The sequence below is a fragment of the Sulfitobacter sp. LC.270.F.C4 genome, assembly GCF_032922545.1.
Taxonomy (GTDB): domain Bacteria; phylum Pseudomonadota; class Alphaproteobacteria; order Rhodobacterales; family Rhodobacteraceae; genus Sulfitobacter; species Sulfitobacter profundi.
The window spans coordinates 1538400-1563544 of sequence record NZ_CP136692.1 but is presented as its reverse complement, the minus strand read 5'-3'; the positions used below and the strand labels follow the sequence as shown (position 1 = coordinate 1563544).

23 protein-coding genes are annotated in these 25145 nt (G+C 62.0%); 13 read left to right on the top strand and 10 right to left on the bottom strand.

Features of this window, described 5'->3' with window-relative positions; all coding sequences use genetic code 11:
• Positions 1-111 precede the first annotated feature (111 nt).
• From R1T45_RS11495 to R1T45_RS11485, 3 genes are all read left to right on the top strand, one after another.
• Entirely contained in the window at positions 112-1149 is a 1038-nt protein-coding gene (locus R1T45_RS11495; RefSeq protein WP_317390883.1) for an ABC transporter permease, read from the top strand.
• The gene (locus R1T45_RS11490; RefSeq protein WP_317390882.1) at positions 1142-2140 is read left to right on the top strand and encodes an ABC transporter permease; all 999 of its coding nucleotides are present in this window, start codon (positions 1142-1144) and stop codon (positions 2138-2140) included. The genes R1T45_RS11495 and R1T45_RS11490 overlap by 8 nt, the downstream gene beginning before the upstream one ends.
• A gap of 207 nt (positions 2141-2347) precedes the next feature.
• Positions 2348-3421 (top strand): YeeE/YedE family protein, encoded by a 1074-nt coding sequence (locus R1T45_RS11485; protein ID WP_317390881.1) that lies wholly within the window; start codon positions 2348-2350, stop codon positions 3419-3421.
• Here the strand turns inward: R1T45_RS11485 and R1T45_RS11480 are convergent.
• From R1T45_RS11480 to R1T45_RS11465, 4 genes are all read right to left on the bottom strand, one after another.
• On the bottom strand, positions 3357-4625 hold the full coding sequence (locus R1T45_RS11480; RefSeq protein WP_317390880.1) for a DUF3422 domain-containing protein: 1269 nt from the start codon (positions 4623-4625) through the stop codon (positions 3357-3359). The two genes, R1T45_RS11485 and R1T45_RS11480, sit on opposite strands and share 65 nt — an antisense overlap.
• 217 nt (positions 4626-4842) lie before the next feature.
• A complete protein-coding gene (locus R1T45_RS11475) occupies positions 4843-6276 on the bottom strand; it encodes an NAD(P)(+) transhydrogenase (Re/Si-specific) subunit beta (RefSeq protein ID WP_120351353.1) in 1434 nt (477 codons plus the stop codon).
• A 13-nt stretch (positions 6277-6289) separates the two neighbouring features.
• On the bottom strand, positions 6290-7864 hold the full coding sequence (locus R1T45_RS11470) for a Re/Si-specific NAD(P)(+) transhydrogenase subunit alpha (RefSeq protein WP_317390879.1): 1575 nt from the start codon (positions 7862-7864) through the stop codon (positions 6290-6292).
• A 241-nt stretch (positions 7865-8105) separates the two neighbouring features.
• On the bottom strand, positions 8106-8822 hold the full coding sequence (locus tag R1T45_RS11465) for a porin (RefSeq protein ID WP_317390878.1): 717 nt from the start codon (positions 8820-8822) through the stop codon (positions 8106-8108).
• 233 nt (positions 8823-9055) lie between these two features.
• On the opposite strand from R1T45_RS11465, the gene R1T45_RS11460 reads away from it, so the two are divergent.
• Together R1T45_RS11460 and R1T45_RS11455 are read left to right on the top strand one after the other, a co-directional pair.
• The gene (locus tag R1T45_RS11460; protein WP_317390877.1) at positions 9056-9808 is read left to right on the top strand and encodes an SDR family oxidoreductase; all 753 of its coding nucleotides are present in this window, start codon (positions 9056-9058) and stop codon (positions 9806-9808) included.
• Between the two features lie 44 nt (positions 9809-9852).
• Complete coding sequence (locus tag R1T45_RS11455) at positions 9853-10437, top strand: REP-associated tyrosine transposase (protein WP_411041394.1); 585 nt, start codon at positions 9853-9855, stop codon at positions 10435-10437.
• Between the two features lie 219 nt (positions 10438-10656).
• On the opposite strand, the gene R1T45_RS11450 is transcribed toward R1T45_RS11455, so the two are convergent.
• From R1T45_RS11450 to R1T45_RS11440, 3 genes are all read right to left on the bottom strand, one after another.
• On the bottom strand, positions 10657-11439 hold the full coding sequence (locus R1T45_RS11450) for a gamma-glutamyl-gamma-aminobutyrate hydrolase family protein (RefSeq protein WP_120351356.1): 783 nt from the start codon (positions 11437-11439) through the stop codon (positions 10657-10659).
• 52 nt (positions 11440-11491) lie between these two features.
• Positions 11492-13657: a malate synthase G gene (locus R1T45_RS11445; protein WP_317390875.1), complete on the bottom strand. Its 2166-nt coding sequence runs from the start codon at positions 13655-13657 to the stop codon at positions 11492-11494.
• Between the two features lie 91 nt (positions 13658-13748).
• Complete coding sequence (locus tag R1T45_RS11440) at positions 13749-13973, bottom strand: hypothetical protein (RefSeq protein ID WP_067938439.1); 225 nt, start codon at positions 13971-13973, stop codon at positions 13749-13751.
• Positions 13974-14076: 103 nt separating this feature from the next.
• On the opposite strand from R1T45_RS11440, the gene pepN reads away from it, so the two are divergent.
• Positions 14077-16635 (top strand): aminopeptidase N, encoded by a 2559-nt coding sequence (pepN, locus tag R1T45_RS11435; RefSeq protein ID WP_317390874.1) that lies wholly within the window; start codon positions 14077-14079, stop codon positions 16633-16635.
• A gap of 22 nt (positions 16636-16657) precedes the next feature.
• Entirely contained in the window at positions 16658-17089 is a 432-nt protein-coding gene (locus R1T45_RS11430) for a hypothetical protein (RefSeq protein WP_240791587.1), read from the top strand.
• Between the two features lies 1 nt (position 17090).
• Here the strand turns inward: R1T45_RS11430 and R1T45_RS11425 are convergent, their stop codons facing one another.
• The gene (locus R1T45_RS11425; RefSeq protein WP_240791586.1) at positions 17091-17831 is read right to left on the bottom strand and encodes a transglycosylase SLT domain-containing protein; all 741 of its coding nucleotides are present in this window, start codon (positions 17829-17831) and stop codon (positions 17091-17093) included.
• Between the two features lie 253 nt (positions 17832-18084).
• Between R1T45_RS11425 and R1T45_RS11420 the strand changes: the two genes are divergently transcribed.
• The 4 genes from R1T45_RS11420 to R1T45_RS11405 all read left to right on the top strand — a co-directional run bounded on the left by R1T45_RS11420 (position 18085) and on the right by R1T45_RS11405 (position 21981).
• Positions 18085-19359: a hypothetical protein gene (locus R1T45_RS11420; RefSeq protein WP_317390873.1), complete on the top strand. Its 1275-nt coding sequence runs from the start codon at positions 18085-18087 to the stop codon at positions 19357-19359.
• A gap of 70 nt (positions 19360-19429) precedes the next feature.
• Entirely contained in the window at positions 19430-20941 is a 1512-nt protein-coding gene (gene gatB / locus R1T45_RS11415) for an Asp-tRNA(Asn)/Glu-tRNA(Gln) amidotransferase subunit GatB (protein WP_317390872.1), read from the top strand.
• Positions 20941-21426: a thioesterase family protein gene (locus R1T45_RS11410; protein WP_317390871.1), complete on the top strand. Its 486-nt coding sequence runs from the start codon at positions 20941-20943 to the stop codon at positions 21424-21426. Before gatB ends, R1T45_RS11410 begins: the two co-directional genes overlap by 1 nt.
• A 45-nt stretch (positions 21427-21471) precedes the next feature.
• Positions 21472-21981, top strand: a complete 510-nt coding sequence (locus R1T45_RS11405; protein WP_317390870.1) for a DUF4177 domain-containing protein — start codon at positions 21472-21474, stop codon at positions 21979-21981.
• A 9-nt stretch (positions 21982-21990) separates the two neighbouring features.
• Here R1T45_RS11405 and R1T45_RS11400 read toward each other — a convergent pair whose 3' ends face one another.
• Positions 21991-22248, bottom strand: a complete 258-nt coding sequence (locus R1T45_RS11400; RefSeq protein ID WP_067625489.1) for a BolA family protein — start codon at positions 22246-22248, stop codon at positions 21991-21993.
• 77 nt (positions 22249-22325) lie between these two features.
• Here R1T45_RS11400 and R1T45_RS11395 point away from each other — a divergent pair, with 77 nt between their 5' ends.
• On the top strand, positions 22326-22952 hold the full coding sequence (locus R1T45_RS11395) for a J domain-containing protein (RefSeq protein ID WP_067625492.1): 627 nt from the start codon (positions 22326-22328) through the stop codon (positions 22950-22952).
• Between the two features lie 130 nt (positions 22953-23082).
• A complete protein-coding gene (gene cobS / locus R1T45_RS11390) occupies positions 23083-24069 on the top strand; it encodes a cobaltochelatase subunit CobS (protein WP_067625494.1) in 987 nt (328 codons plus the stop codon).
• 77 nt (positions 24070-24146) lie between these two features.
• On the opposite strand, the gene R1T45_RS11385 is transcribed toward cobS, so the two are convergent.
• Positions 24147-24992 carry a PRC-barrel domain-containing protein gene (locus tag R1T45_RS11385; RefSeq protein WP_317390869.1) on the bottom strand — a complete coding sequence of 282 codons (846 nt, stop codon included), beginning with the start codon at positions 24990-24992 and terminating at the stop codon, positions 24147-24149.
• Positions 24993-25145: the final 153 nt, after the last annotated feature.

The window sequence follows — 25145 nt, the reverse complement described above, 5'->3', positions numbered from 1 at the left end:
GAGGCGCGGCATGCTGCGCCTCCCTTCACCGACCTTTGGGGGGTGTGCGCCATCCGCACGCCCCCCTCTCGCCCCCACCCCCTCACAGACTGACCTACAAAGGCGACGCCCATGTTGACCTTCACCATCCGACGACTTCTTTTGTCGATCCCGACGCTTTTGTTTATCAGCCTGGTGATTTTCCTGCTGCTGCAACTCGCCCCCGGCGACCCGATGGCCCAAGTGCCGCTGACGGTCCCGCCCGAGGTGAAAGAGAAAATGCGCGAGGCGCTCGGCCTCGGCCAGCCGATCTATATCCAATATTGGAAGTGGCTCGTGCAGGTCTTTTGGATCGAGCCGCAGGTTTTCATCGACTATCTCACCAACCGTTCTGCCCTGTTTAGCTGGCTGCCCGACACCAATCTTTCGGACGGCAAGCTGCGCGTGATCTCTTGGCAGACCCGTTCGCCTGTGATGGACATCGTGATCCAGCGCATGCCGCAGACCCTCTGGGTTGTCGGTCTGGCCTATATCGTGGGCATCGTCATCGCCATTCCCATCGGCATCTATTCGGCCTACCGTCACTATTCGGTCTTCGATCAGGCCGGGACGTTCATCACCATGATCGGCTTCTCGATCCCGCCCTTCTTTACCGGGCCTCTGCTGATCGTGATCTTCTTGGTCTCGCTGGGGTGGCTGCCGTCGATCTATGACACGACCCATGTCGTGAACGACTGGGCCAGCTTCAAAGTGCAGTTCTTTCAGATGATCATGCCGGTGATGGTGCTGGCGCTGCAAACCACGGCGCAGATCAGCCGCTACATGCGCGGTGCCATGCTCGACAACCTGAACCAAGACTACGTGCGCACCGCCCGCGCCAAGGGGCTGAAGGAAAGCGTCGTCGTCATGGTCCATGTGCTGCGCAACTCGATGATCCCGGTGGTCACCATCATCGCGCTTGGCATGCCCGCCATCTTTGGCGGCGCCATCATCACCGAGAACGTATTTAAGGTGAATGGCATCGGCCAGCTGCTGCTGACCGCGCTGCGCGCCAATGACCTGCCGATGGTCATGACCCTGACCTTCATCTTTGCGGTGTTGATCGTTCTATTCAACCTGATCGCAGATATCCTCTACGGCCTGCTTGACCCAAGGATCCGTTATGACTGAGCAACCCATTCCCGCCAGCCCGGTCGAAGCCGACCTCGAATTCATGAAAGCCCTGCAAGACAAGGGCCCGCAGAAGCCCCCGCGCAGCCAATGGCGCGATGTCTGGGACCAGTTCCGCAAGCACAAGGGCGCGCTTTTCGGCGGCGGTTTCCTGATCTTTATCACGCTCGCGGTGATCTTTGGCCCCTATCTGTGGGACATCGACGCCAAGAAGCTCGACATTCGCAACAAGAATTGGCGGCCGATCTATACGCTGCTGTGGGACGGCGATGCCAAGGCGGGGTGGAGCCATCCCTTCGGCACCGATCAATTGGGCCGCGACATCCTTGCGCAGATGCTTTTTGGCGGGCGCGTGTCGATGGCCGTGGGCTGGATGGCCATGGCGCTGGCGCTGATCATCGGCACGGCCGTCGGCGTGCTTTCGGGCTTTTTCAAGCGGATGGACTTCTGGCTCATGCGTTTCACCGATCTCATTCTCAGCCTGCCGATCCTGCCGCTGGTGCTTTTGGCGGTAACACTCTTCGGGCAACCGCTGCGCTCGCAATTTGGGCCTGAGGGGGGCATGTTCATCCTCATCGTCTTGGTCATCAGCCTGACCTCTTGGATGCAGACGGCGCGGATCGTGCGGGGCGATATTCTGGCGCTGAAGGAACGTGAGTTCATCCTTGCCGCCCGCTCTATCGGCACCACGCCGGGCAAGATCATCCGCCGTCACCTGCTGCCTAACGTGATCTCGCCCATCATGGTCTCGGCCACCCTTGGCCTTGCCACGGCGATCATCACCGAAAGCGCGCTGAGCTTTCTGGGCGTCGGCTTTCCGTCGGACTTCCCCACATGGGGCAAACAACTGGCCGACGCAGTGGACCGCATGCAGGAGTTTCCCGAGCGCGTGATGCTGCCCGGCATCGCCATCTCGCTGACCGTGCTGGCGGTGAACTACCTTGGCGATGGTCTGCGCGACGCGCTTGATCCGCGCATTCGCGGACGCTGAGCCAAATAAGGACCGACCGGCCCCCGCCCATCGCGACGGGGGCCGGTTGTTTCGCGGCCCCTGACGCAGGGTGAACAGCGTCGCCCATTTCTCCATCAAAACAGAAATAATTTCGCTGACGCCGGAGGCCCCCACGTCAGCTTTCACTTGATTGTGACCCCCAGCCCCTCCAAATGGGAAATAATTCCGTTTTCGAGGGTTTTCGCGATGTTTGAGTTTTTCGGCTTTGAAGAGACGACAGCAAAAGAGGCGTCCGTTCTGCTGGCGGCGCTCATCGGGCTGGCGTTTGGCGTCTTGGCACAGCGCACGCGCTTTTGCTTTCGCCGCAGCCTCGTGGGCGAAGACCGGCGTCAAGCGCTCGGGGTGTGGCTCACCGCGCTGGCGCTGGCGGTGATCGGCACGCAGGCCGCCGTGGCCGCGGGTTGGATCAGTTTCGACGCGCATCGCTTTATGACCAGTGACGTGCCGTTTCTGGCGATTGGCATCGGGGGGCTGCTGTTCGGCGCGGGCATGGTGCTCACACGCGGCTGCATCTCGCGCCTCACGGTGCTGACAGGCGGCGGCAACCTGCGCGGGGCGCTGGTCGTGCTGGTCTTTGCCGTGGTGGCCCATGCCACGCTCAAAGGGGTTCTGGCCCCGCTGCGCGTGGCGCTTGGGTCCGTGACCGTCGACATGGGCGACAGCGTGAGCCTTGCTGCCCTGCCCGGCGGTGCGCTGGTTTGGGGCGGTCTGATCGCCGTGGCGGCGCTGGCCTATGCGCTGCGCTCGGGCAACCGTCCGGGGCAACTGGTAATGGCCGGTTTGATCGGGCTTTTGGTGCCTGCCGCATGGGTCGGCACCGGGTATATCCTGCTGGATGAATTCGACCCGATCGCGATGGAGAGCCTTAGCTTCACCTCCCCCTCTGCCGATACTCTGTTCTGGACCATCGCCAGCAGTTCGATCCCCGCGGGCTTTGGCACCGGGCTTTTGGGCGGCGTGTTTGTCGGCGCGCTGGTCGCCAGCCTGATCGCGCGAGAGTTTCAGTGGCAGAGCTTTGACGCCCCGCGCCAAACCGGACGCTACCTGACCGGGGCGGCCATGATGGGCGTGGGCGGTGTGCTGGCCGGAGGCTGCACCTTGGGCGCGGGCCTTTCGGGTGTCCCCACGCTTTCCGTCGCGGCCATCGAGGCCATCGTGATGATCGCACTGGGCGCGCTTGCCATGCAGGCGTTGCTCAGCCGATCTTCCGCCGCAGGTGGCGCAGCGTCCACCACACGCCAAGCACAACCGGCACGGTGACCACGGCGGTCAGCAGCCCCTTGCTGACCGCCAGCGGCTCTGCCAGCGGGTAGAGCAGATAGCTGACCAGTGAAACCGCGTAGTAGCTGATCGCCACCACAGACAGCCCCTCGACCGTATGCTGTAGCCGCAATTGCAGGTCGGCGCGGCGGTCCATGCTGGCAAGGATCGCTTGGTTCTGGGCCGAGCGTTCCACATCCACCCGCGTGCGCAGAAGGTCCGCGGCCCTCAGCGCGCGGGCTGCGATGGTCTGCAGCCGCGTCTTGGTAGATTTGACCGTGCGCATGGCGGGCGCATAGCGGCGCATCATGAATTCCCCAAACCCCTGCCGCCCCATGAAACGCGCCTCGCGCAGGGCCGAGATACGTTCATAGACGATGGCCTCATAAGCGCCCGTGGCGGCGAAGCGATAGGCGGTCTCCGCCGTCAGCGCCTCTAGCGCGACCGAGACATCCAGCAGCGCATGCAGCGTCTCTTCTGCCGCCGTGCCCGCCCCGCTCCGCATCGCCCCCATGAGGGTCGACAACTGACCATCCAGATCATTCAAGGCCGCCGCCATGTCGCGCGCCTGCATGAAGCCCAGCATCGACATCGCCTTATAGGTCTCAATCTCGCACAGCCGCTGCACGATCCGCCCAATCCGCCGCTGCCCGGTCGCCGCGTCGGTAAAGAGTGCCAGCCGCAGATGGCCAGCGGGATCAATCCGAAAATCGCTGGCAACCACCGCTGCCCCGTCGAGCACCTCTGCCACGGCGAGGCTCTCGGGCACGAACCAGTCTTGCAGGTGACCCGCGATCTCTTCGTCCTCCTCTGGCTTCGGCAGGACCGCAAGCAAGGCCGAGGTGATCCGCTCCCCTTCTATGTCGGCCAGCCAATCATCGGGAAAGGCGGCGAAATCCGCAGCGGCGAAAGGCAGGCTTCGGCCAGTGGGGGCGATCACCGTATAGGTAACGAATTCGGTATGCTGCTCCCATTTCAGCGTGAAGCGGCCCATTTCCCCATAGTAGTGCGTGGCCGAAGCATCGGCGCGCGGCGCGCCGTAATGGGCCAGCAGCGCGTTCAACTCAGCCTGCGGTGCGGCATCCGGCGACGGTTTCACCGCAAGAAAGGCGACCCGCGAGGGCGCGGCGAGCTGCGGAAACGGGCGTGCGTGCATTTCGCCGGTGAGGGCAAGGCGCTGCGGGTGGTCTTTGATCGGGGCCATGAGGGGTTCCGCTGCTGGAGAGAGTATCTTTCTCCAAGAATAGCGCTATCGCCGCCGATGAACAGAAGAAAAATACGCCTTTTCAGATACTTACTGCATACCGACGTATACCGCCCCTAGAAACGGCAAACGCCCCACCGTTTCCGGCGGGGCGTTTAAGATGTATAGGTCGGGAATTTTTTAAAAATTCCCGGTCGTTTTCTTTTAAAGAAAACGATTAGTCGATCAGCGGCAGCAGCTTGTCGAGGCTGGCCTTCGCGTCACCGTAGAACATGCGCGTGTTCTCTTTGAAGAACAGCGGGTTCTCGATGCCCGAATACCCGGTGCCCTGCCCGCGCTTGGAGACGAAGACGGTTTTCGCCTTCCAGCATTCCAGCACCGGCATGCCAGCGATGGGGCTGTTGGGGTCGTCTTGCGCCGCGGGGTTTACGATGTCGTTGGAGCCAATGACGATCGCGACGTCGGTCTCGGGGAAATCGTCGTTGATCTCATCCATCTCCATCACAATGTCATAGGGCACTTTGGCCTCGGCCAGCAGCACGTTCATGTGACCGGGCAGACGGCCCGCCACCGGGTGGATGGCAAAGCGGACGTTCTTGCCACGGGCGCGCAGCTTCTTGACCAGATCGCTGACCGCGCCTTGAGCTTGAGCCACCGCCATGCCGTAGCCGGGGATGATGATGACGCTGTCGGCCTCGTTGAGCGCCTGTGCGACACCGTCGGCCTCGATCGCCACCTGCTCGCCTTCGACCTCCATCGCCGGCCCAGATGTCCCGCCAAAGCCGCCCAATATCACGCTGACGAACGAACGGTTCATCGCTTTACACATGATGTAGCTCAGGATCGCACCCGAAGAACCGACCAAGGCGCCAACCACGATCAACAGATCGTTGCCAAGCGAGAAGCCAATCGCCGCCGCGGCCCAGCCGGAGTAGCTGTTCAGCATCGACACAACCACCGGCATGTCAGCACCACCGATGCCCATGATCAGGTGATACCCGATAAAGAGCGCCGCCAGCGTCATGATGAACAGCGGCAAGAAGCCCCCCGTGTTGAAGTACCAGATCAGGCAGATCAGCGAGAGCGCTGCCGCACCGGCGTTGAGCATGTGACCACCCGGCAGTTTCGTCGCTGCCGAGCTGACGCGGCCCGCCAGTTTGCCATAGGCGATGACAGAGCCGGTAAAGGTCACGGCACCAATGAAGATGCCGAGCACCAGTTCGACCCGCAGGATCGCGATCTCGACACTGTCCTTCTTGGCCAGCAGCGCCGCGAAACCTTCGGTGGAGGCGCGCGCCACCTCGTCCATCGCCATTACGTTGCCCAGTTCGATATGGGCGTTATAGCCCACGAAGACCGCCGCGAGGCCCACAAGGCTGTGCATCGCCGCGACCAGTTCCGGCATCTGCGTCATCTGCACGCGGGTGGCCAATTGGTAGCCGATCGCGCCACCGGCGGCGATCAGGATCAGCGAGAGGAGCCAGAACCCCGCCCCCGGCCCGATCAGCGTGGCGACAACCGCCAGCGCCATGCCGGCGATACCGTACCATACCGCGCGTTTCGCGCTTTCCTGCCCCGACAGACCGCCGAGCGACAGGATGAAGAGAACCGCTGCGACCACATAGGCCGCTGTCGTAAATCCGTATTCCATGATGCTCGCTCCTTCAGGATTTCTGGAACATGGCGAGCATGCGCCGTGTCACGAGGAAGCCGCCGAAAATGTTGATCCCACACATGAAGACCGACAGGGCAGCAAGAAGGATCACCAGCCACGAGCCAGAGCCGATCTGCATCAGCGCGCCCAGAATGATGATCGAGGAGATCGCGTTGGTCACCGCCATCAGTGGCGTGTGCAGGCTGTGCGCCACGCCCCAGATGACTTGGAAACCGACAAAGACCGCCAGAACGAAGACGATGAAGTGCTGCATGAAGCTGGCGGGTGCGACGAGGCCGACACCGAGCAGCAGCGCCGCGCCTACGGCCAAGAGCGTGACTTGGTTCTTGGTCTGCGCTTTGAAAGCAGCCAATTCGTCAGCCCGTTTCTCTTCCGGGGTCTTTTCTTTAACCTTTTCCTTCTTCGGTGCGGCCGCGATGGCTGCGACCTTGGGCGGTGGCGGTGGGAAGGTCACTTCTTTTTCGTGGGTGATGGTCGCGCCCCGGATCACGTCATCTTCCATATCGTGGTTGATGACACCGTCTTTCTCGGGCGTCAGATCCGTCATCAGGTGGCGGATGTTGGTGGCGTAAAGTGTCGAAGCCTGCGTCGCCATGCGCGAGGGGAAATCGGTATAACCGATGATCGTGACACCGTTGTCGGTGACGATCTTCTCGTCCATCTTGGTGAGCTTGCAGTTGCCGCCCTTCTCTGCCGCGAGATCGACGATCACGGAGCCGGGCTTCATCGCCTGCACCATGTCCTTGGTCCAAAGCTCGGGTGCTTCGCGGTTGGGGATCAGCGCCGTGGTGATGACGATGTCCACATCAGGCGCCAATTCGCGGAACTTGGCCAATTGCGCTTCGCGGAATTCGGGCGAGGAAACAGAGGCATAACCGCCCGAAGCCGACCCATCGGCCTGTTCTTCTTCAAAGTCGAGATAGACAAACTCAGCGCCCATCGATTCGACCTGTTCGGCCACTTCGGGGCGCACGTCGAACGCGAGGGTGATGGCACCCAGCGAGGTCGATGTGCCGATGGCGGCAAGACCCGCAACACCCGCGCCGACGACCAGCACCTTGGCCGGGGGCACCTTGCCCGCCGCCGTGATCTGCCCGGTGAAGAAACGGCCAAAGTTGTTGCCCGCCTCAATGACCGCACGGTAGCCCGCGATATTGGCCATGGAGGACAGCGCGTCCATCTTCTGGGCGCGGCTGATGCGCGGCACCATGTCCATCGCCATGACGGTCGCGCCTTTGGCGGCGGCGGCCTCCATCAGCTCTTTGTTGCCCGCAGGGTTGAACATGGAAATGAGCGTCTGGCCCGCGCGCAGGCGCTTGACCTCGGCGTCAGACGGTGGGCGCACCTTGGCAACCACATCGGCGGCCTTGTAGAGAGCAGCGGCGGTGTTCACCACCTCGACGCCTGCGCCCTCATATGCGGCATCGTCAAAGCCCGCAGCCGCACCGGCGCCGGTTTCGATGACGCATGTATGCCCAAGCTTTTGCAGTTGCAGCGCGCTGTCCGGCGTCATTGCGACCCGGTTCTCGCCCTCAAATATTTCCTTTGGTGTCCCGATCTTCAAACCAAGAGTCCCCCTTTGCTGGCCCGTCACGCCGCTTTGGCGCAACTTTGTTAGTCAGAGCGATAGCGCGCGCGCAGCAATAGTACAAGCAAACCGCTACGTGAAACGGAGCAAAATTGCTGCGCTGCGACACCGAGAGAACGGTTTGCTGTTTTCGGAGCGGAGATAGAACAGCCGTTCTACACCGCGCCAATGGCATGGCCCGAAGGCCATACCAAATCGCCGACCCAATGCGTGGGTATCAGAGACCGGGGATCAGCCGGGCCAACCCGCGCTGGTCAAAGGTGGTCCCACGATCTGCACCAAAGGCGATCTCGCCGCCCAAACCGACGAAGGGTTCAGAGACGTTCACGCCGCCCGCTTCGGCCTTGGCCGAGCCGACCTCAAGGAACAGGTTGGTGTTAACCGATACGTCGCGGTCAAGACGGATTGCGAACCGGGACAGATCGCCGGTGTCATCGTCGGCCATGTCATAAGAGCCTGTCAGGCCAAAGCCCTCCTGCATCTCATAGCGGGCTTTGATACCGCCAAGCGTGGCATCGCCCAGATCCGCGTCGACATTGGCGATATAGCCCTCGAACTCCCATTCGCGGACTTCATAGCCAGCCTCGATCCCAAAGATATCGGCCTCATCGCCTTCGACGTCTTCAAAGGTGTAGAAAGCGCCGAAAGAGGTCGCGTCGTTCAGGTGATAGATGCCGTGCAGACCCAGCAGCGTGCTGTCGATATCGGTAAAGCCAAAATCATGATAGGCGGCATCGATTTGCAGGCTGAAATCGCGGCTGAACCCCAGTTCCATCGCGCCTTCGAGACCCCAGTGGTTAAAATCGGTGTCTTCGGCGAAGGCCGAATAAGACAGCCCGACCGACCCGCCGGTGACTTCCACGGCCCCTGCCGTTGTCGCGCCCAATGCAAAGGACGCGGCCAGCGCCAGTGAGGAAATTTGCGAAAAATTCATGATACTGCTCCAATACAAAACAAGGCCCTGTGATCAGGTTACCTGCTGCAACCTGTGAGGGTATGTTCGCGCGGCTGCAAGGGTGGCTGTGCCCGCCCCAGATAATTGTGTCTGCGCCGCCACTACCCTGCGCCCCTCGCCTGTGCTGCCCCTCAAATAACGCCCCGTCATCCGAAGCTGCCTCTTGTCCTGCCGCCGCCAGCGCGCCACCCTGCCCGCAAAGGGGAGGCATTATGACATTGCAAGACAAACACGCATTCATCACCGGCGGTGGCACCGGCATCGGGCTCGCCATCGCGCAGGATCTGGCGGCCAAGGGGGCGCGGGTCACCATCACCGGGCGGCGGCAGGAGGTGCTTGACGCAGTGTCGGGCAATGGCATCACCGGCATGGCGATGGATGTCCGCGACGGGGCGCAGGTCATCGACACGATCGCCCGCGCGGTAGAGGCCAACGGGCCGGTGCAAATCTGCGTGGCAAACGCAGGCGTGGCCGAGGGGCGATCGCTGCATAAAACCGACCTCGATTTCTGGCGCGACATGATGGCGACCAATCTCGATGGCGCCTTTCTCACCATCCGCGAGAGCCTGAAATCCATGCGCCAGACCGATTGGGGCCGGGTGATCGCGGTGTCCTCCATGGCGGGGCTGCGCGGGCTGCCGGGGGCGGCCTGCTACTCGGCCTCGAAACATGGGATGATCGGGCTGATCCGCTCGCTTAGTGAGGATTACATGGGCCAGCCCTTTACCTTCAACGCCCTCTGCCCCGGCTATGTCGATACCGAGATCATCGCGCGCAATACTCAAGCGATCTCCAACCGCGCCGGGCTGTCCGAGGAAAAGGCCCGTGATGTCATGGTCAACGCCAACCGCCACAAACGCCTGATCGCCCCGTCTGAAGTGGCGGCGGCAGCGGCTTGGCTGGTTGCCGAAGGCTCGGAAAGCGTCAACGGCCAGTCGATCGAGATTGCAGGCGGGCAGATGTAGTAGGGTTAAGGGGAGTTTAACCAAGCTGCGCCAAACATGGGGCCATGAGAGACCGCATTTCATCCCAGGGCCCTAATTGCTATTTCTTTACCCTGCGCCTGGCGAAGCGGGACGATGATGCGCTGTTGCGGCATATCACGGCCCTGCGCCAAGCGATGCGCGAGACTTTGGCGCGCAGGCCGTTCCGGATTGATGCCATCGCGGTCCTACCGGATGTGATCCACACGGTTTGGACCCTGCCCCCGAATGATAATGACTACGGCAACCGCATCGGCATGTGGAAGGGGCGCTTTTCCAGACACCTCCCCCCAGCCCCACATCGCAGCCTGCAGCAGATCAAACGGAGGGAGAAGGGGATATGGCAGCGGCGTTTTTGGGAGCATCGGATACGCGATCATGCGGATTTCGAGCGGCACTGCGATCTGGTGCACCTCAGCCCGGTGCATGCAGGATATTGTCAGCGACCAGAGGGGTGGCCCTACAGTTCCTATTCCCGCGCCTTTTCTCGTGAGGTCCCGCCGCAGGATCGGAGGGCGGACCATCCGGCGGAGGAGGCAGTCTTGGACGATGATGTAACGCCGCTCAGTCACATGATGACACCCGCGCCCCCGAACCGCCTGCACAGTTGACTTGCTTGGCGGCAGATCACAGTGGCAGCCGGTATCGTGGCCCCATCTTTCATGGCCCGTTTTCGACAGGGGGTTGCGGTCGTCTCGTCATGCGGCACTGCGCGCGGCATCCCCGCAAGAGAGGTATCAACCCGACAGCGCCCGCAATATGCGCGGCCCGCGCTCATTCAGTGAGGGCCGCGCGCGCCCCGTGAGACCCGCGCGGTCAGCCGCCCAGTTCTATTGCGCGGCAGTCATCACCGGCAGGGCCGAGCCATCCGCGGCCCAAGCCCGCACCGCGGCACCGAAATGTTCAAACAACGGGCGCGAGACCGGGTCACTGGCCGCGTTCCACTCAGGATGCCATTGCACCGCGAGGGTAAAGCCCGGCGCGTCTTTGATGTAGATCGCCTCGGGCGTGCCGTCGTCCGCGTGGCCGTCGATCACCACGCGCGGGCCGGGTTCCTTGATCCCCTGCCCGTGCAGCGTGTTGGTCAGCACCTTCGATGCCCCCATCACGTGATGGAAAACACCGCCTTCGGTAAAGCTCACATCATGGCGCAGCTCGAATTTCTCTTCCATGGTGCCATCGGGGGGCATCCGGTGGTTCATCCGCCCGGGCAGCTCGCGAATCTCAGGGTAGAGCGACCCGCCCATCGCCACGTTCACCTCTTGAAAGCCGCGGCACAGCCCGAGGAACGGTTGGCCGCGCGCCACACAGGCGCGCACCAGCGCCAGCGCCACGGCATCGCGGGCGCGGTCAAAAGCACCATGGGCCTCTGTTTCGGGTTCACCGTATTCTTCGGGATGCACATTGGGGCGCCCGCCGGTCAGCAAAAAGCCGTCGCAGACCTCCAGCAATTCCTCGACCGAGACAAAGCGCGGATCGCTCGGCACGATCAGCGGCAGGCAGCCCGACACCTCGGCAATCGCTTCGGTGTTCATCTGCCCGCCCGCGTGGACGGGGTATTGATCGTTCAGCAGGTAGGAATTGCCAATGATACCAACGACGGGTCGGGCCATGAGTTACCTCTTTTTCACCATGGCCCGAACATAGGCGCTTCGCGCCGCGGCCTCAACCTCGGCTCTGCGCCTTCAACTCCAAACGCCGCGCGTGCAGCACCGGTTCGGTATAGCCCGAGGGCTGTTCGCGCCCCTTCAGCACCAGATCGCAAGCGGCCTGAAAGGCCACCCCGTCAAAGCCGGGCGCCATGGGACGATAGCTGGGATCGCCCTCGTTTTGACGGTCCACCACGGCTGCCATTTTTTTAAGCGCAGCCTCGGCTTCTTCGCGGCTGATGACGCCGTGATGCAGCCAATTCGCCAGCGCTTGGGCCGAGATGCGGCAGGTGGCGCGGTCTTCCATCAGGCCCACGTCGTTGATGTCGGGCACTTTGGAGCAGCCGACCCCTTGATCAATCCAGCGGACGACATACCCCAAAATACCCTGCGCATTGTTCTCAATCTCGCGGGTGATTTCTTCGGTGCTGAGGTTGCGGCCTTCCAGCACCGGGATGGTCAACAGCGCGTCGAGCGTGCCGCGCGCGCCGCCCGCTTTGATCTCTTCTTGCCGCGCCAACACGTTAACCTTGTGGTAATGTGTGGCATGTAGCGTGGCCGCCGTGGGCGATGGCACCCATGCGCAATTCGCACCGGATTGGGGGTGGCCGATCTTGGTCTCCAGCATCTCGGCCATGCGGTCGGGCATGGCCCACATGCCCTTGCCGATCTGCGCCCGCCCCTGCAATCCGCAGGCAAGGCCTATGTCGACGTTGCGGTCTTCGTAGGCAGCGATCCAAGCGCTGTTCTTCATCTCGCCCTTGGGCACCATCGGCCCGGCTTCCATGCTGGTGTGGATTTCGTCCCCTGTGCGGTCAAGAAAACCGGTGTTGATAAAGGCCACACGATGTTTCGCGGCCCGGATACATTCCGCGAGGTTCGCGCTAGTGCGGCGCTCTTCGTCCATGATGCCCAGCTTCACGGTATATTGCGGCAGGCCGAGCGTCTTTTCCACATGGGTGAAAATCTCATCGGCAAAGGCCACTTCCTCGGGTCCATGCATCTTGGGTTTCACCACATAGACGCTGCCGGTGACCGAATTGCCGCCTTCGCGCTTAAGGTCGTGGATCGCGATCAATGTGGTGATCATGGCATCCATCAGCCCTTCGCCGATCTCATGCCCCGCGCGGTCGAGCACGGCGGGATTGGTCATCAGATGTCCGACATTGCGAACCAGCATCAAAGAGCGGCCCTTCAGCGTCACTTCACCGCCATCCGGCGCGGTATAGCTCCGATCATCGGCCATGCGGCGGGTGACGGCCTGGCCACCCTTTTCAAAGGTTTCTGCAAGATCGCCCTTCATCAGCCCCAGCCAGTTGCCATAGGCCAGCACCTTGTCCTCGGCGTCCACCGCCGCGACGCTGTCTTCGCAGTCCATGATGGTCGACAGCGCGGATTCGATGACCACATCGGCGACGCTGGCGGGATCGTCTTTGCCAATCGCATGGTCCGGGTCGATCTTGATCTCAATATGCAGCCCGTTGTTGCGCAAGAGGATCGCATCTGGCGCTTCTGCCGCGCCCCGGTAGCCTGCAAACTGCGCCGGATCGGCCAAACCGCAGGGGGCCGCATCCTGAGACAACACACCTTCGAGATGCCCGTCCACAACGCGGTAGCCCGCCAAATCTGCGTGGCTGCCCGCAGAGAGCGGCACCGCGTCATCCAAGAAAGCTTTTGCCTGCGACACCACCCGCGCACCACGGTCGGCGTCATACCCCTTGCCCATCGGCAAATCACCCAGCGCATCGGTGCCGTAGAACGCATCATAAAGGCTCCCCCAGCGCGCATTGGCGGCGTTGAGCGCGAAACGAGCATTGGTGATTGGCACCACAAGCTGCGGCCCGGGCACCTGCGCGATCTCGGGGTCGACGTTCTGCGTTTCAATCTGAAAATCTGGCCCTTCGGGCAAGAGGTAACCAATCTCGCGCAGGAATGCGGTATAGCTTTCCGCGTCGTGCGGCTGACCCGCGCGGGTGCGGTGCCAGTCGTCGATTTTGGCCTGAAGCTCGGCACGTTTCTCGAGCAGCGCGCGGTTCTTCGGCCCCAGATCATGCACGAGGTCCGACAGGCCCGCCCAAAAAACATCCGCTTCTACATCGGTGCCCGGCAGGGCCGATCCCTCAATGAACTCAACCAGTTCGGGGTCTACCTGCAAACCGTTTTTGTCAATTCTACCCGTCATTCTCTGCCCTCTCCCGCGCTGAATACCTTTGCGAAATGTCTAGCAGAAAGGCAAAGCGGCGCAAGCGCGTGAAGGACGGCGAGGCACGGCGTTATTTTACCGTCGGTTCTGGGGTGGCGATCACAGGCTCGGCGTCCGCCGGGCCGTCCACGGGCTGCACCTCTCCTTCTGGCGAAGGGTCCGTGGCCTGCAACACCGCGTAAACGATGCCAGCAATCATCAATAGCGCGCCCGCGATGATAGCGGTTTTGATACCGATCAAAGCGGGGCGATGACGTTTCTTCTGCGTTTCGGTATCGTTGTCGGGGGCGGACATGGATACACCTCATTGCTCGAAGTTGGGGCGGCTCGGCTTGCAGGCCGCCTTCTAGAGACATAACCTTTCCCAGACCAATTACGTTCCCCCGACTGGAGGCCCAATGCGCGACGCCACCCCCCAAACGATCTATCTCAGCGACTATCAGCCGTTCGGCTTCCTTGTGGATGAGGTGGCACTGACCTTTGAGCTTGATCCCCACAAGACGCGGGTCAAAAGCCGCATCGCCTTTCGCCCAAATCCTGCGGCGCAGACGGCGGAATTCTTCCTTCACGGAGAAGAACTCTCGCTGATTTCCGCGCAGATTGACGGTAACCCCGTCTCCCCGAAGGTGACGGAGTGGGGTTTGACCTGCGATGTGCCAGACGGCCCCTTTATCTGGGAAGCCGAGGTTGAGATTGATCCCAAGGGCAACACCGCCCTTGAAGGGCTTTATATGTCGGGCGGCATGTATTGCACCCAATGCGAGGCCGAAGGCTTTCGCAAGATCACCTATTATCCAGACCGCCCCGATGTGATGAGTGTCTTTACCGTCACCATCAACGGGCCGCATCCTGTCTTGCTGTCCAACGGCAACCCGGTGGCGCAGGGGCAGAACCACGCCGAATGGCACGACCCATGGCCCAAACCTGCGTATCTTTTCGCGCTGGTGGCGGGCGATTTGGTCGCCCATTCCGATCGCTTCACCACCATGTCGGGCCGCGAAGTCGATCTGAATCTTTATGTCCGTCCCGGTGATGAGGGCAAATGCGCCTTTGGGATGGAGGCGCTGAAGGCGTCGATGAAATGGGACGAAGATGTCTATGGCCGCGAATATGACCTCGATATTTTCAACATCGTCGCGGTGGATGACTTCAACATGGGCGCGATGGAGAACAAGGGGCTGAATATTTTCAACTCCGCCGCCGTGCTCGCCTCGCCCGAGACCTCTACGGATGACAATTTCGAGCGGATCGAAGCGATCATCGCCCATGAGTATTTCCACAATTGGACCGGCAACCGCATCACCTGCCGCGATTGGTTCCAGCTTTGTCTGAAGGAAGGGCTGACCGTCTACCGTGACAGCCAGTTCACCTCCGACATGCGGTCCCCAGCGGTGAAACGCATCAGCGATGTGATCGACCTGCGCGGGCGCCAGTTCGCCGAAGATCAAGGCCCGCTGGCCCATCCGGTACGGCCCGAAAGCTTTCAGGAAATTAACAACTTCTACACCGCCACCGTTTATGAGAAAGGCGCCGAGGTGATCGGCATGCTCAAGACATTGGTGGGCGATGACGCCTATGCCAAAGCGCTGAACCTCTATTTCGAGCGTCACGACGGCGATGCGGCAACGATCGAAGATTGGCTAAAGGTGTTCGAAGACACCACGGGCCGTGACCTTACCCAGTTCAAACGCTGGTATGCGCAGGCGGGCACGCCGCATCTGTCGGTGACAGAGGCATGGGACGCGGGCAAAGGCATCTTCACGCTGACCTTCAATCAGCACACCCCGCCCAGCGCCGCCACGCCTGAGCCCAAGCCGCAGGTTCTGCCCATCACCGTGGGTTTGATCGGCGCGGACGGGGCCGAAGTGGCCCCCTCTCGCGTGCTGGAAATGACCGAAGCGGAGCAGAGCTTTGCCTTCGACGGGCTGGATGCGCGCCCGGTGGCCTCGGTGCTGCGGGGCTTCTCCGCTCCGGTGGTGCTGGATCAAGACCTCTCGAAAGAAGAGCGCCTGCTGCTGCTTGCCCATGACAGCGATCCGTTCAACCGGTGGGAGGCCGGGCGCACCTTGGCGCGGCAATCCTTGCTGGCCACGATCACCGAAGACAGCGCGCCGGATGACGAATGGCTCGCAGCATTGCGGGCGGTGCTGGAGGATGAGGCGCTGGAGCCTGCCTACCGCGCGCTGATGCTGGGCCTGCCCAGCCATGCCGATTTGGCCAGCACCCTTCATGACGCGGGCAAGACCCCGGATCCGGCGGCGATCCATCAGGCGGTGGAAGCCACGCGCGATGCCATGGCCGAGCGTTTTGCCCCGCTGCTGAGCGAGCTTTACGATCGGCATAAGGTCGACGCCCCCTACCAACCCAATGCCGCGCAATCGGGCAAACGTGCTCTGACAAATACCGCCCTTGCCTTGCTGACCCGCGTGCAGGGGCCAGAGCGCGCGCAGGCGCAGTACGATCAGGCCAACAACATGACCCAGCAACTCAGCGCACTGGCCGCATTGCTGCGCGCAGGCCATGGCGACAAGGCGTTGGAGGATTTCGAAGTCCAATGGCGCGATGACCGTTTGGTGATGGACAAATGGTTCGGGCTGCAAGTCAGCCAAGCCGCGCCGGAAGAGGCCGCCGAGGTGGCGCGCAAACTCACCCAGCACGCGGATTTCAATTGGAAGAACCCCAACCGCTTCCGCGCGGTCTTTGGCAGCCTTGCGATGCATCATGCCGGGTTCCACCACGAAAGCGGCAAAGGCTACGCGCTGCTGGCCGACTGGTTGATCAAACTCGACCCGGTGAACCCGCAGACCACGGCGCGGATGTGTTCGGCCTTTCAGACATGGCGGCGCTACGACGCGACGCGGCAAGGGATGATCGAGACGCAACTGGACCGCATCCTCGCCAGCCCCGACCTCAGCCGGGACACGTCAGAGATGCTTAGCCGCATTCGCGGTGCCTGACGCGGCACCCCAGACAGAAAGCATGGCGGCCTATACCTACCGCCGCCATGCCCGCAGCCGGACGGCCCTGCTGGTGTTGCCCGCGATCTGGGCGGCCCTCGGCGCGGGGTGGCTCTGGCTTGATGCTTCGGGCTGGCTTGTGGGGCTGCTGGGGCTCTTCACCCTGCCTGCGCTTTGGGAGCTTTTTACCAATCCGAGCAGCGGCTTGACGCTAGACACCGACAATCTGTCATGGGTCACCGGCAAGCGTGACGCGAAAATAGCACTGGCGCAGATCGACCGCGTGCGGCTTGATACTCGGCTTGATATGTCGGTCCGCGCCACAGTCATTCTAAAGACGGGCCGCAAGATCAAACTGCCCTTCGAGGCCACCCCACCGCACCGCGCACTGGAAACCGCGCTACATGCGCGCGGCATCACCACAGAGCGGCACCACTTCACGCTGATCCAATGATTTACGGACGGCTGCGGGGCCGTGTCGCGTTCAACGGTTTGCAATAGGACTGCTGCCGAAGCCAGCGAGACATATCCGCCCGTTTGGACGCACTGCGCATCGGCCCCCAATCGGCCCCGACACCGCGCTTGCCGTTTCCGGCAATCACCCCGTCCCGCGGCACCGTCGTCGCCATGATCCGCACGGCACAGCTGAGATTCGCCGCCCCGTTCTTGAGCGCATCACCGCTGCCGACGTTACACTTATAGCCGCGCGCCGTGCCCGGCAGGATTTGCAACAGCCCATACCACCGACCGCCCCCACCCACGGCCCAAGACCGATAGGTGCTTTCATGTTTCGCCAGCGTCGACATAAAGCCGACCCAAAAGGCGCGCCGCTGGCTCTCGGATGCGTTCGGATAGGCCGGGCACCAGCTTTCGATATCGGCAGGCACCATATCGACCAAGGGCTTGCCATGCGACTTGAGCGCCGAAATAGCGGCCCGCGTCCAAAGCGAATGCCCCCGCATATGTTGCCAGCGCGTGCGCGGCAGATTGCCCGGGCGCGCAGGCGGGCGCAGCGTTGTGGTGAACGGCGCGGTTTCAAGCGCGGGCGGTTCCTCGTCAGCCTCCACCGCATCGGGGAAAGACAAAGAGGTCGCGGCGGTCTGCACCACGTTATCCACCTCCACCACAGGGGCGGGCTGTTTGGGAAGCTCGGCCCAAAGCAATGTGGGGCTTGTGCAGAGCAGCAGGGCAATCATGGCAGGTCTCATGGCGCGCATAAGACCGCCCCAAAGCGCGGTTGGCAAGCATGACGGCCCCGCAGGATCGGCAGATTTCCTCTGATCGGGAAACAGCGCGCCGCCCAGATGCCAGATTGTGGCCTGTGGTTACGCTTTCATGCCCGCCCCCGCTGCAGAATTTTCCCGAAAGCTCCGCACCCCGGACACGGTTCCGCCCCATTGCCCGGTCAAACCTAAATCATCGATAAATAGCAGGCAGGACCGGCCCCAGATGAAGAAAATCTCGCATATGATCCCGTCCGCCTTGCAGGGGTTCTTTGGCAAACCCGCGCCCCAAGCGCCCGAGCTTGAACCGCTGGAAATGCCGCTGCTGCGCCGCCGTGCGCCGCGCGACGCCTTGCTGCGCATTTCCTGCCCCGACCCCACCGCCGAAGAGATGCAGCGCGACCGCCACCAATACCGCGCGCAATGGCTGGTGCGCCAAGAACGCTGGGATGAGATGGCAACCCTGCTGCATGACGCCGATATGCGCCGCGAAATGACACCGGGTGCCATGCCGGTGGCCGAACTGATGGCCTTTGGCGCGCGGGCGGATGTGATTCTTGCTGCCGAACATGCGCTCTATGACGGCAAACCGGCCAGCGACGCGCCGCTGATGGCCGGGATCGAAGCCTTGGAACATGTGCTCGCCGACCATGCCGAAAGCCCCGTGATTGCGGCCATCGTGGCCCAAGCGCATATGGACATCGGCTGGGCTTGGCGCGGGACGGGCTGGGACAGCGACGTGCCCGCCCGCAACCACGCGGCCTTTGCGGCGCATTTTGAACGCGCGGAGCAAATCCTCGCGCCATTCGACAAGGACACAGCCGCCTCGCCCCTGCTCGCGGCGACGCACTGTGCCCTACTGGGGGGAACCGGCGGTGACGCCCGCGCCGTGGCCGACCGCTACGCCCGGCTCATCGACCTGAACCCCGAAAACCCGCGCCCCATGCGGGCCATGGGCAACCACCTTCTGCCGCGGTGGCATGGCTCATATGACCAATTGGAACTCGAGGCCCGTCGCACTGCCGCGCGGACCGAAGAGACATGGGGCGCGGGCGGCTATACATGGGTGCAATTCGACGCGATCAGCTGCGATGCGCGGGCCTGTGCCAATCTTGATGTACCGTTTTTCATCGAAGGGCTGCGCGATATCCTCGCGCGTCGCCCCGATCCGCATACCGCCAACTTGTTGGCCGCCTATTGTGCCAGCGCCATCGGTCAGGCCACCCCGTCCGAAGATGCCGCAGGGGCCGTGCGCGCCGAGATCGCCGATTGCGCGCGTTGGATCGTGCGGGACCATATGACGGAACTGCACCCGCTGCTATGGGCCCATGCTGCACGCGGCTTCGACAACAACCTGCGCGTCCGCTCCGCCCGGCGCTTTGCCGCCTCGGGCCGGGATGAGGCGATGCGCATCATCACCGGCCTGTTCCAAGGCGAGATCGAAGCGGGCAAACGGGTCATTTTCACCGAAGGCCGCCGCCAGATTGCCATGCCGGGCTAGCCTGCCTCTTGAAGCGCGTGGTGCGCTCCAGTATGACCGGCCAAGTTCCAATTGACCGAAGGCGGCCGCGATGCTTGATCTGAGTTACGACACCCCGAAACCGCGCGTGATTGCCGGTGCCAAACATGACTGGGAACTGGTCATCGGGATGGAGGTGCACGCGCAGGTCGCGTCGAACGCGAAACTCTTCTCCGGCGCCTCGACCAAATTCGGCGCGGAGCCCAACAGCAATGTGGCCTTCGTCGATGCCGCGATGCCCGGCATGCTGCCGGTGATCAACGAATATTGCGTCGAACAGGCCGTGCGCACCGGGCTGGGCCTCAAGGCCGAGATCAACCTGAAGTCCGCCTTCGACCGCAAGAACTACTTCTACCCCGACTTGCCGCAGGGCTATCAGATCAGCCAGCTTTATGAACCCATCGTGGGCGAAGGCGAAGTGCTGGTCGAGATTGGCGACGGCACCGCGCGGCTCGTGCGGATCGAGCGCATCCACATGGAACAGGACGCGGGCAAATCGATACACGACATGGACCCGAATATGTCTTTCGTGGACCTGAACCGTACCGGCGTCTGTCTGATGGAAATCGTCTCGCGCCCCGACATTCGCGGCCCCGAAGAGGCCGCCGCCTACCTTGGCAAACTGCGCCAAATCCTGCGCTATCTGGGCACCTGCAACGGCGACATGCAGTCCGGCGCGATGCGTGCTGACGTGAACGTGTCGATCTGCCGCGTGGGCCAGTACGAGAAGTACCAAGAGACACAGGATTTCAGCCATCTGGGCACCCGCTGCGAGATCAAGAACATGAACTCCATGCGCTTTATCCAGCAGGCCATCGAAGTCGAAGCCAAACGCCAGATCGCGATTGTCGAAGCCGGTGGCGAAGTGGTGCAGGAAACGCGCCTTTTCGACCCAGACAAGCAAGAAACCCGCTCCATGCGCTCCAAAGAAGAGGCGCATGACTACCGCTATTTCCCCGACCCCGATCTGCTGCCGCTTGAGATCGAGCAGGCATGGGTGGACGAGATTGCCGCAAACCTGCCGGAACTGCCGGACCAGAAGAAAGCGCGTTTCATCGGTGACTTTGGCCTGAGCGACTATGACGCTTCCGTGCTGACCGCCGATCTCGACAGCGCGGGCTACTTTGAGGCCGTGGCGCAGGGGCGCGATGGCAAGATGGCGGCGAACTGGGTGATCAACGAACTCTTCGGGCGTCTCAAGAAAGACGACAAGGGCATCACCGAAAGCCCGGTCACCCCGGCGCAGCTTGGCAGCATCGTCGATCTAATCGCGTCAGATGCGATTTCCGGCAAGATCGCCAAGGAAGTCTTTGAAATCACCTACACAACTGGCCGCGACCCGGCAGAGATCGTGGAGACTGAGGGCCTCAAGCAGGTCACAGACACCGGGGCGATTGAAACCGCTGTAGATGAAATCATCGCCGCCAACCCCGATCAAGTCGCCAAGGCGCAGCAGAACCCGAAACTTGCGGGTTGGTTCGTCGGTCAGGTGATGAAAGCCACGGGCGGCAAGGCCAACCCCAAGGCCGTCAACGAAATCGTGTCGCGCAAGCTCGCCCAGTAATGAGCGAGACCCCGGCCCCCTTCCGTTCGAGCGAGATGAAGGTTCTCCCCGAATGGATTGATTTCAATGGTCATTTGAACATGGCCTATTACAACGTCCTGTTCGATCAGGGCGTTGACCAAGCCTATGGCGACATTGGGCTGGGGCCGGAGTATCAACGCACGGGCTGCACCACCTATGTGGCCGAATTCCACGTCTGCTACCTGCGCGAATTGCATGAGGGTGACCGCGTCTACACCACCTTTCAACTGCTCGACCATGACGAAAAGCGGTTTCACAGCTTTCAAGAGTTGTGGCACGTCGACGGTTGGCTTGCTGCCACAGCCGAGGGGCTGACCCTGCATGTGGACCAATCCGGCCCGCGCGTGGCCCCCATGCCGGAACATATTCTGACACGTCTTGACGCGATGCGCCGCATCCATGCTCAATTGCCCAAACCGGCGCAGGCCGGTCGCAGCATCGGCATCCGCCGCAAATCCGTCTGAAACTCACCTGACGCGGCTCATGTCGCCAACCCAGCCGAGGCCCCTATGCGCTACGAATACAAGATCCTTCCCGCCCCCACCAAAGGGCAGAAAGCCAAAGGTCTGAAAGCCCCCGAAGCGCGCTTTGCCAATACGTTGGAAGAGTGCCTGAACGAACAGGCCGCCGAGGGCTGGGAGTACCAGCGGGCCGAGACATTGCCCTCGCAAGAACGCTCTGGCCTGACCTCGACCACCACCGAGTGGCGCAATGTGCTGGTGTTCCGCCGCTTGGCCAGCGCGAGCAGCCAGCCAGAGGACGGCGATCTGCTGCCCCCCGCCGCTGCAACGCCTGCATTGTCCGCCACGATTGAGGGCGACGAGACGGCGCTTCAGGCCGATGCGCCCGCCTCTATCACGCCCGACGACGACGCCCCTACAAAGGTGGAGCCCGCCAAAGAGGAACCCGCCAAGCTGGCAACGCCACCTGCGTTCCTCTCCGGCACCGCGACAGAGCAAGCGCCGGACGTTTCTTCGCCGGATAAATCCGACGAAGACGACGATAAAACAAAGCCCTAAACGCGGGCCTTATTCGTCCAGATCAAGCGCCAGCGCATGAATGCGCCCCATCAGATCCGGCCCCAAGGCACTGTGCACCGCGCGGTGCCGCGCCAGCCGGTTCTGACCCTTGAAACGCTCTGAGCGGATGCGCACGTTGAAGTGGCTTTCGCCCCCTTCTTGAAACCCGGCGTGACCGCGATGGCTTTCGCTGTCATCTACCACATCCAATTCTCGCGGCGCAAAAGCGGCTTCCAGCCGGTCTGAAATCTCTTGTGTTGTCGACATATTTTTTACCTCGGCCCCCTTCAATCCTGCGACGCAGGGTATATGGTGACCGGCCTGAGTCGGAAAGGTCTATCCACATGCCAAAAGCTGATCCCTTCGGATTCGACATGTCCGTGTCGTCCTCCAAAAAGAAAAACCCCCGCGGCCGCCGCGGCATGTCCGGCGCGTCGGAAACCTCGACCCGGATTTGCGACCATGAGGGCTGCGACGAGCCGGGCAAGTTCCGCGCGCCCAAGGCCCCCGATGTGCTGGATGATTACTTCTGGTTCTGCCAGCAACACGTCCGCGAATACAACGCGAAGTGGAGCTTCTTTGACGGCACCACCGAGGCGGAGTTGAACGCTCAGATGTCCAAGGACAAGGTCTGGGAACGCGCCACCAAGCCGCTCGGCGACCCCGAGCAGCGTGCATGGGCCCGCCTCGGCATCGAAGACCCGCATCAGGTTTTGGGCAAGAACGCGACCCAGAACCCCGGCAAGGGCCAGCAAGCGGGCCGCCGCCTGCCCCCGACCGAGCGCCGCGCGATCGAGATTCTCGAAGCCAAGGACACATGGACCAAACCCGAGGTCCGCAAAGCCTACAAAGCGCTGATCAAAGTACTGCACCCCGATATGAACGGCGGCGACCGCAGTCAGGAAGAGCAGTTGCAGCTAGTCGTCTGGGCATGGGATCAAATCAAGGGCAGCCGCAACTTCAAGGACTGATCCCACAACCGGACCAGCGGCCGGTTGCGGATAATGCCAGTTGCCCCTTCCCCTTGCGGATATGCACGATATGTTGCACCAGATACGCGCGCGGCCCCGACCGCGCGCCTAACGAAAAGGATGACGAGCGATGGCCGACGGTGCACTGGAACATGACATGAAACCCACCGAAGAACTTTCGGTGCGCGATGTCTTTGGCATCGACACCGATATGGTCGTCAAAGGGTTCCCGCAGCGCACCAGCCGCGTGCCTGACATCGACAGCACCTATAAGTTCGATCCTGACACCACATTGGCGATCCTTGCGGGTTTCACCCACAACCGCCGCGTTATGATCCAAGGCTACCACGGCACCGGCAAATCGACCCATATCGAACAGGTCGCCGCGCTGCTGAACTGGCCCACCGTGCGCGTCAACCTCGACAGCCACATCAGCCGGATCGACCTGATTGGCAAGGACGCGATCAAACTGCGCGACGGCAAGCAGGTCACCGAATTCCACGAAGGCATCCTGCCTTGGGCGCTGCGCAACCCGACCGCCATCGTCTTTGATGAATATGACGCAGGCCGCGCCGATGTGATGTTCGTGATCCAGCGCGTGCTTGAGCATGACGGCAAGCTGACGCTGATGGACCAGAACGAGATCATCACTCCGCACCCCTATTTCCGCCTCTTTGCCACGGCCAACACCGTGGGATTGGGCGATACCACCGGGCTTTACCACGGCACCCAGCAGATCAACCAAGCGCAGATGGACCGTTGGTCCCTCGTTGCCACGTTGAACTACCTCAGCATCGACGCCGAGACCGCCATCGTGCTGGCCAAAAACCCGCATTACAACACCGAGAAGGGCCGCAAGACGCTCAAGCAGATGGTGACTGTGGCGGACCTCACGCGGACCGCCTTCATGAACGGCGAACTGTCCACCGTGATGTCGCCCCGTACCGTGATCGCATGGGCCCAGAACGCTGAAATTTTCCGCAATGTCGGCTATGCTTTCCGGCTGTCATTCCTCAACAAATGCGATGAGTTGGAGCGCCAGACCGTGGCCGAGTTCTACCAGCGTCTGTTTGACGAGGAACTGCCCGAAAGCGCGGCCAGCCTCAGCTTGGGCTAAGCCGTTTACACCACCAACCAAGAATAAAGGGGCGCTGATATCAGCGCCCCTTTGTCGTTCAGGCTGTGGCCCCGTACTTAGTTGACAGGTGCGGGCTCAGTGGTGACCGCGTTGGGGTCTTGCGGGGCAGCGTTTTCAAGCGCTTGCTGCTCGGCTTCCATATCCTGCGCGGTTTTAAAGGCCTCTGCGGCTTCAAGGTCGGTCTTCGTGGCCGAGGATACCAGACGCAGCGTGCCGCTTTCGTCAGTCATGGTCGACAGGCTGTCCATTTTCACGGCAACCCATTTTTCACCCATGCCGAGGAAACCACCGACACCGATAACGACACCTTCGACGGTGCCATCAAGATTGACGATCAGGTCATCTACATCGCCGATCTTTTCACCTGCGTCGGAATAGACATTGCTGCCAATCAGATCGTCGGCGAGGATCGTGTTCTCGCTTTGCATGGTGATCTGACCTTCAACCGGCTTTGCAGGCTCTTCTGCCGGCGCCTCGGCGGTTGTGTCAGCGGGGGCAACGGTGTCGCCCAACGGCTCCGTTGCCGGGGCCTCTGCCGTGTCTTCGGTCATCGGCTCAGTCGTGGCCGGTGCTTCGGCACTGTCAGTCGCGGCGTCCGTGTCAGGTGCCTCTGCGGTATCGGCCTCCATATCGGCGTCAGCTTCAGGTGCTTCAGCCGTGTCGGCCTCCAATTCCGCTTCGCCTTCGGGCGCTTCGGCAGTGTCGGTTTCGGTTTCGGACTCTACCGCATCATCGCTGGCCGTGGCCTCGCTGCTCTGTGTCGCCTCATCGGTCTGAGGCGCTTCGGCAGTGGCTTCGTCTGATGCGGGTTTTGTCGCATCCTGTGCGGTGGCGGCCAAAGGCGCGGCCCCCAAAACCGCGATCATGGCCAGACGGCTCGCATGTTGCATAAAATTGGTCATTTCCTTACTCCTACTTGCTGAGACGCGTTGCTGCCAGGGTTCAGAGAGGCACTGGTGCGTCGACTGCTGGGGAAATGCCGATCTGCGGGTGGGGGTTCCCGCTCAGCGGGTGCTATGGGCGGAAACTGGCGTATTGATCCGCGCGCCCCTGCC

Excerpts from the sequence above, each read along its gene's own strand:
- R1T45_RS11495 (WP_317390883.1), top strand. The coding sequence starts at position 112 with ATGTTGACCTTCACCATCCGACGACTTCTTTTGTCGATCCCGACGCTT.
- R1T45_RS11490 (WP_317390882.1), top strand. The coding sequence starts at position 1,142 with ATGACTGAGCAACCCATTCCCGCCAGCCCGGTCGAAGCCGACCTCGAA.
- R1T45_RS11485 (WP_317390881.1), top strand. The coding sequence starts at position 2,348 with ATGTTTGAGTTTTTCGGCTTTGAAGAGACGACAGCAAAAGAGGCGTCC.
- R1T45_RS11480 (WP_317390880.1), bottom strand. The coding sequence starts at position 4,625 with ATGGCCCCGATCAAAGACCACCCGCAGCGCCTTGCCCTCACCGGCGAA.
- R1T45_RS11475 (WP_120351353.1), bottom strand. The coding sequence starts at position 6,276 with ATGGAATACGGATTTACGACAGCGGCCTATGTGGTCGCAGCGGTTCTC.
- R1T45_RS11465 (WP_317390878.1), bottom strand. The coding sequence starts at position 8,822 with ATGAATTTTTCGCAAATTTCCTCACTGGCGCTGGCCGCGTCCTTTGCA.
- R1T45_RS11460 (WP_317390877.1), top strand. The coding sequence starts at position 9,056 with ATGACATTGCAAGACAAACACGCATTCATCACCGGCGGTGGCACCGGC.
- R1T45_RS11455 (WP_411041394.1), top strand. The coding sequence starts at position 9,853 with ATGAGAGACCGCATTTCATCCCAGGGCCCTAATTGCTATTTCTTTACC.
- R1T45_RS11450 (WP_120351356.1), bottom strand. The coding sequence starts at position 11,439 with ATGGCCCGACCCGTCGTTGGTATCATTGGCAATTCCTACCTGCTGAAC.
- R1T45_RS11445 (WP_317390875.1), bottom strand. The coding sequence starts at position 13,657 with ATGACGGGTAGAATTGACAAAAACGGTTTGCAGGTAGACCCCGAACTG.
- R1T45_RS11440 (WP_067938439.1), bottom strand. The coding sequence starts at position 13,973 with ATGTCCGCCCCCGACAACGATACCGAAACGCAGAAGAAACGTCATCGC.
- pepN (WP_317390874.1), top strand. The coding sequence starts at position 14,077 with ATGCGCGACGCCACCCCCCAAACGATCTATCTCAGCGACTATCAGCCG.
- R1T45_RS11430 (WP_240791587.1), top strand. The coding sequence starts at position 16,658 with ATGGCGGCCTATACCTACCGCCGCCATGCCCGCAGCCGGACGGCCCTG.
- R1T45_RS11425 (WP_240791586.1), bottom strand. The coding sequence starts at position 17,831 with ATGATTGCCCTGCTGCTCTGCACAAGCCCCACATTGCTTTGGGCCGAG.
- R1T45_RS11420 (WP_317390873.1), top strand. The coding sequence starts at position 18,085 with ATGAAGAAAATCTCGCATATGATCCCGTCCGCCTTGCAGGGGTTCTTT.
- gatB (WP_317390872.1), top strand. The coding sequence starts at position 19,430 with ATGCTTGATCTGAGTTACGACACCCCGAAACCGCGCGTGATTGCCGGT.
- R1T45_RS11410 (WP_317390871.1), top strand. The coding sequence starts at position 20,941 with ATGAGCGAGACCCCGGCCCCCTTCCGTTCGAGCGAGATGAAGGTTCTC.
- R1T45_RS11405 (WP_317390870.1), top strand. The coding sequence starts at position 21,472 with ATGCGCTACGAATACAAGATCCTTCCCGCCCCCACCAAAGGGCAGAAA.
- R1T45_RS11400 (WP_067625489.1), bottom strand. The coding sequence starts at position 22,248 with ATGTCGACAACACAAGAGATTTCAGACCGGCTGGAAGCCGCTTTTGCG.
- R1T45_RS11395 (WP_067625492.1), top strand. The coding sequence starts at position 22,326 with ATGCCAAAAGCTGATCCCTTCGGATTCGACATGTCCGTGTCGTCCTCC.
- cobS (WP_067625494.1), top strand. The coding sequence starts at position 23,083 with ATGGCCGACGGTGCACTGGAACATGACATGAAACCCACCGAAGAACTT.
- R1T45_RS11385 (WP_317390869.1), bottom strand. The coding sequence starts at position 24,992 with ATGACCAATTTTATGCAACATGCGAGCCGTCTGGCCATGATCGCGGTT.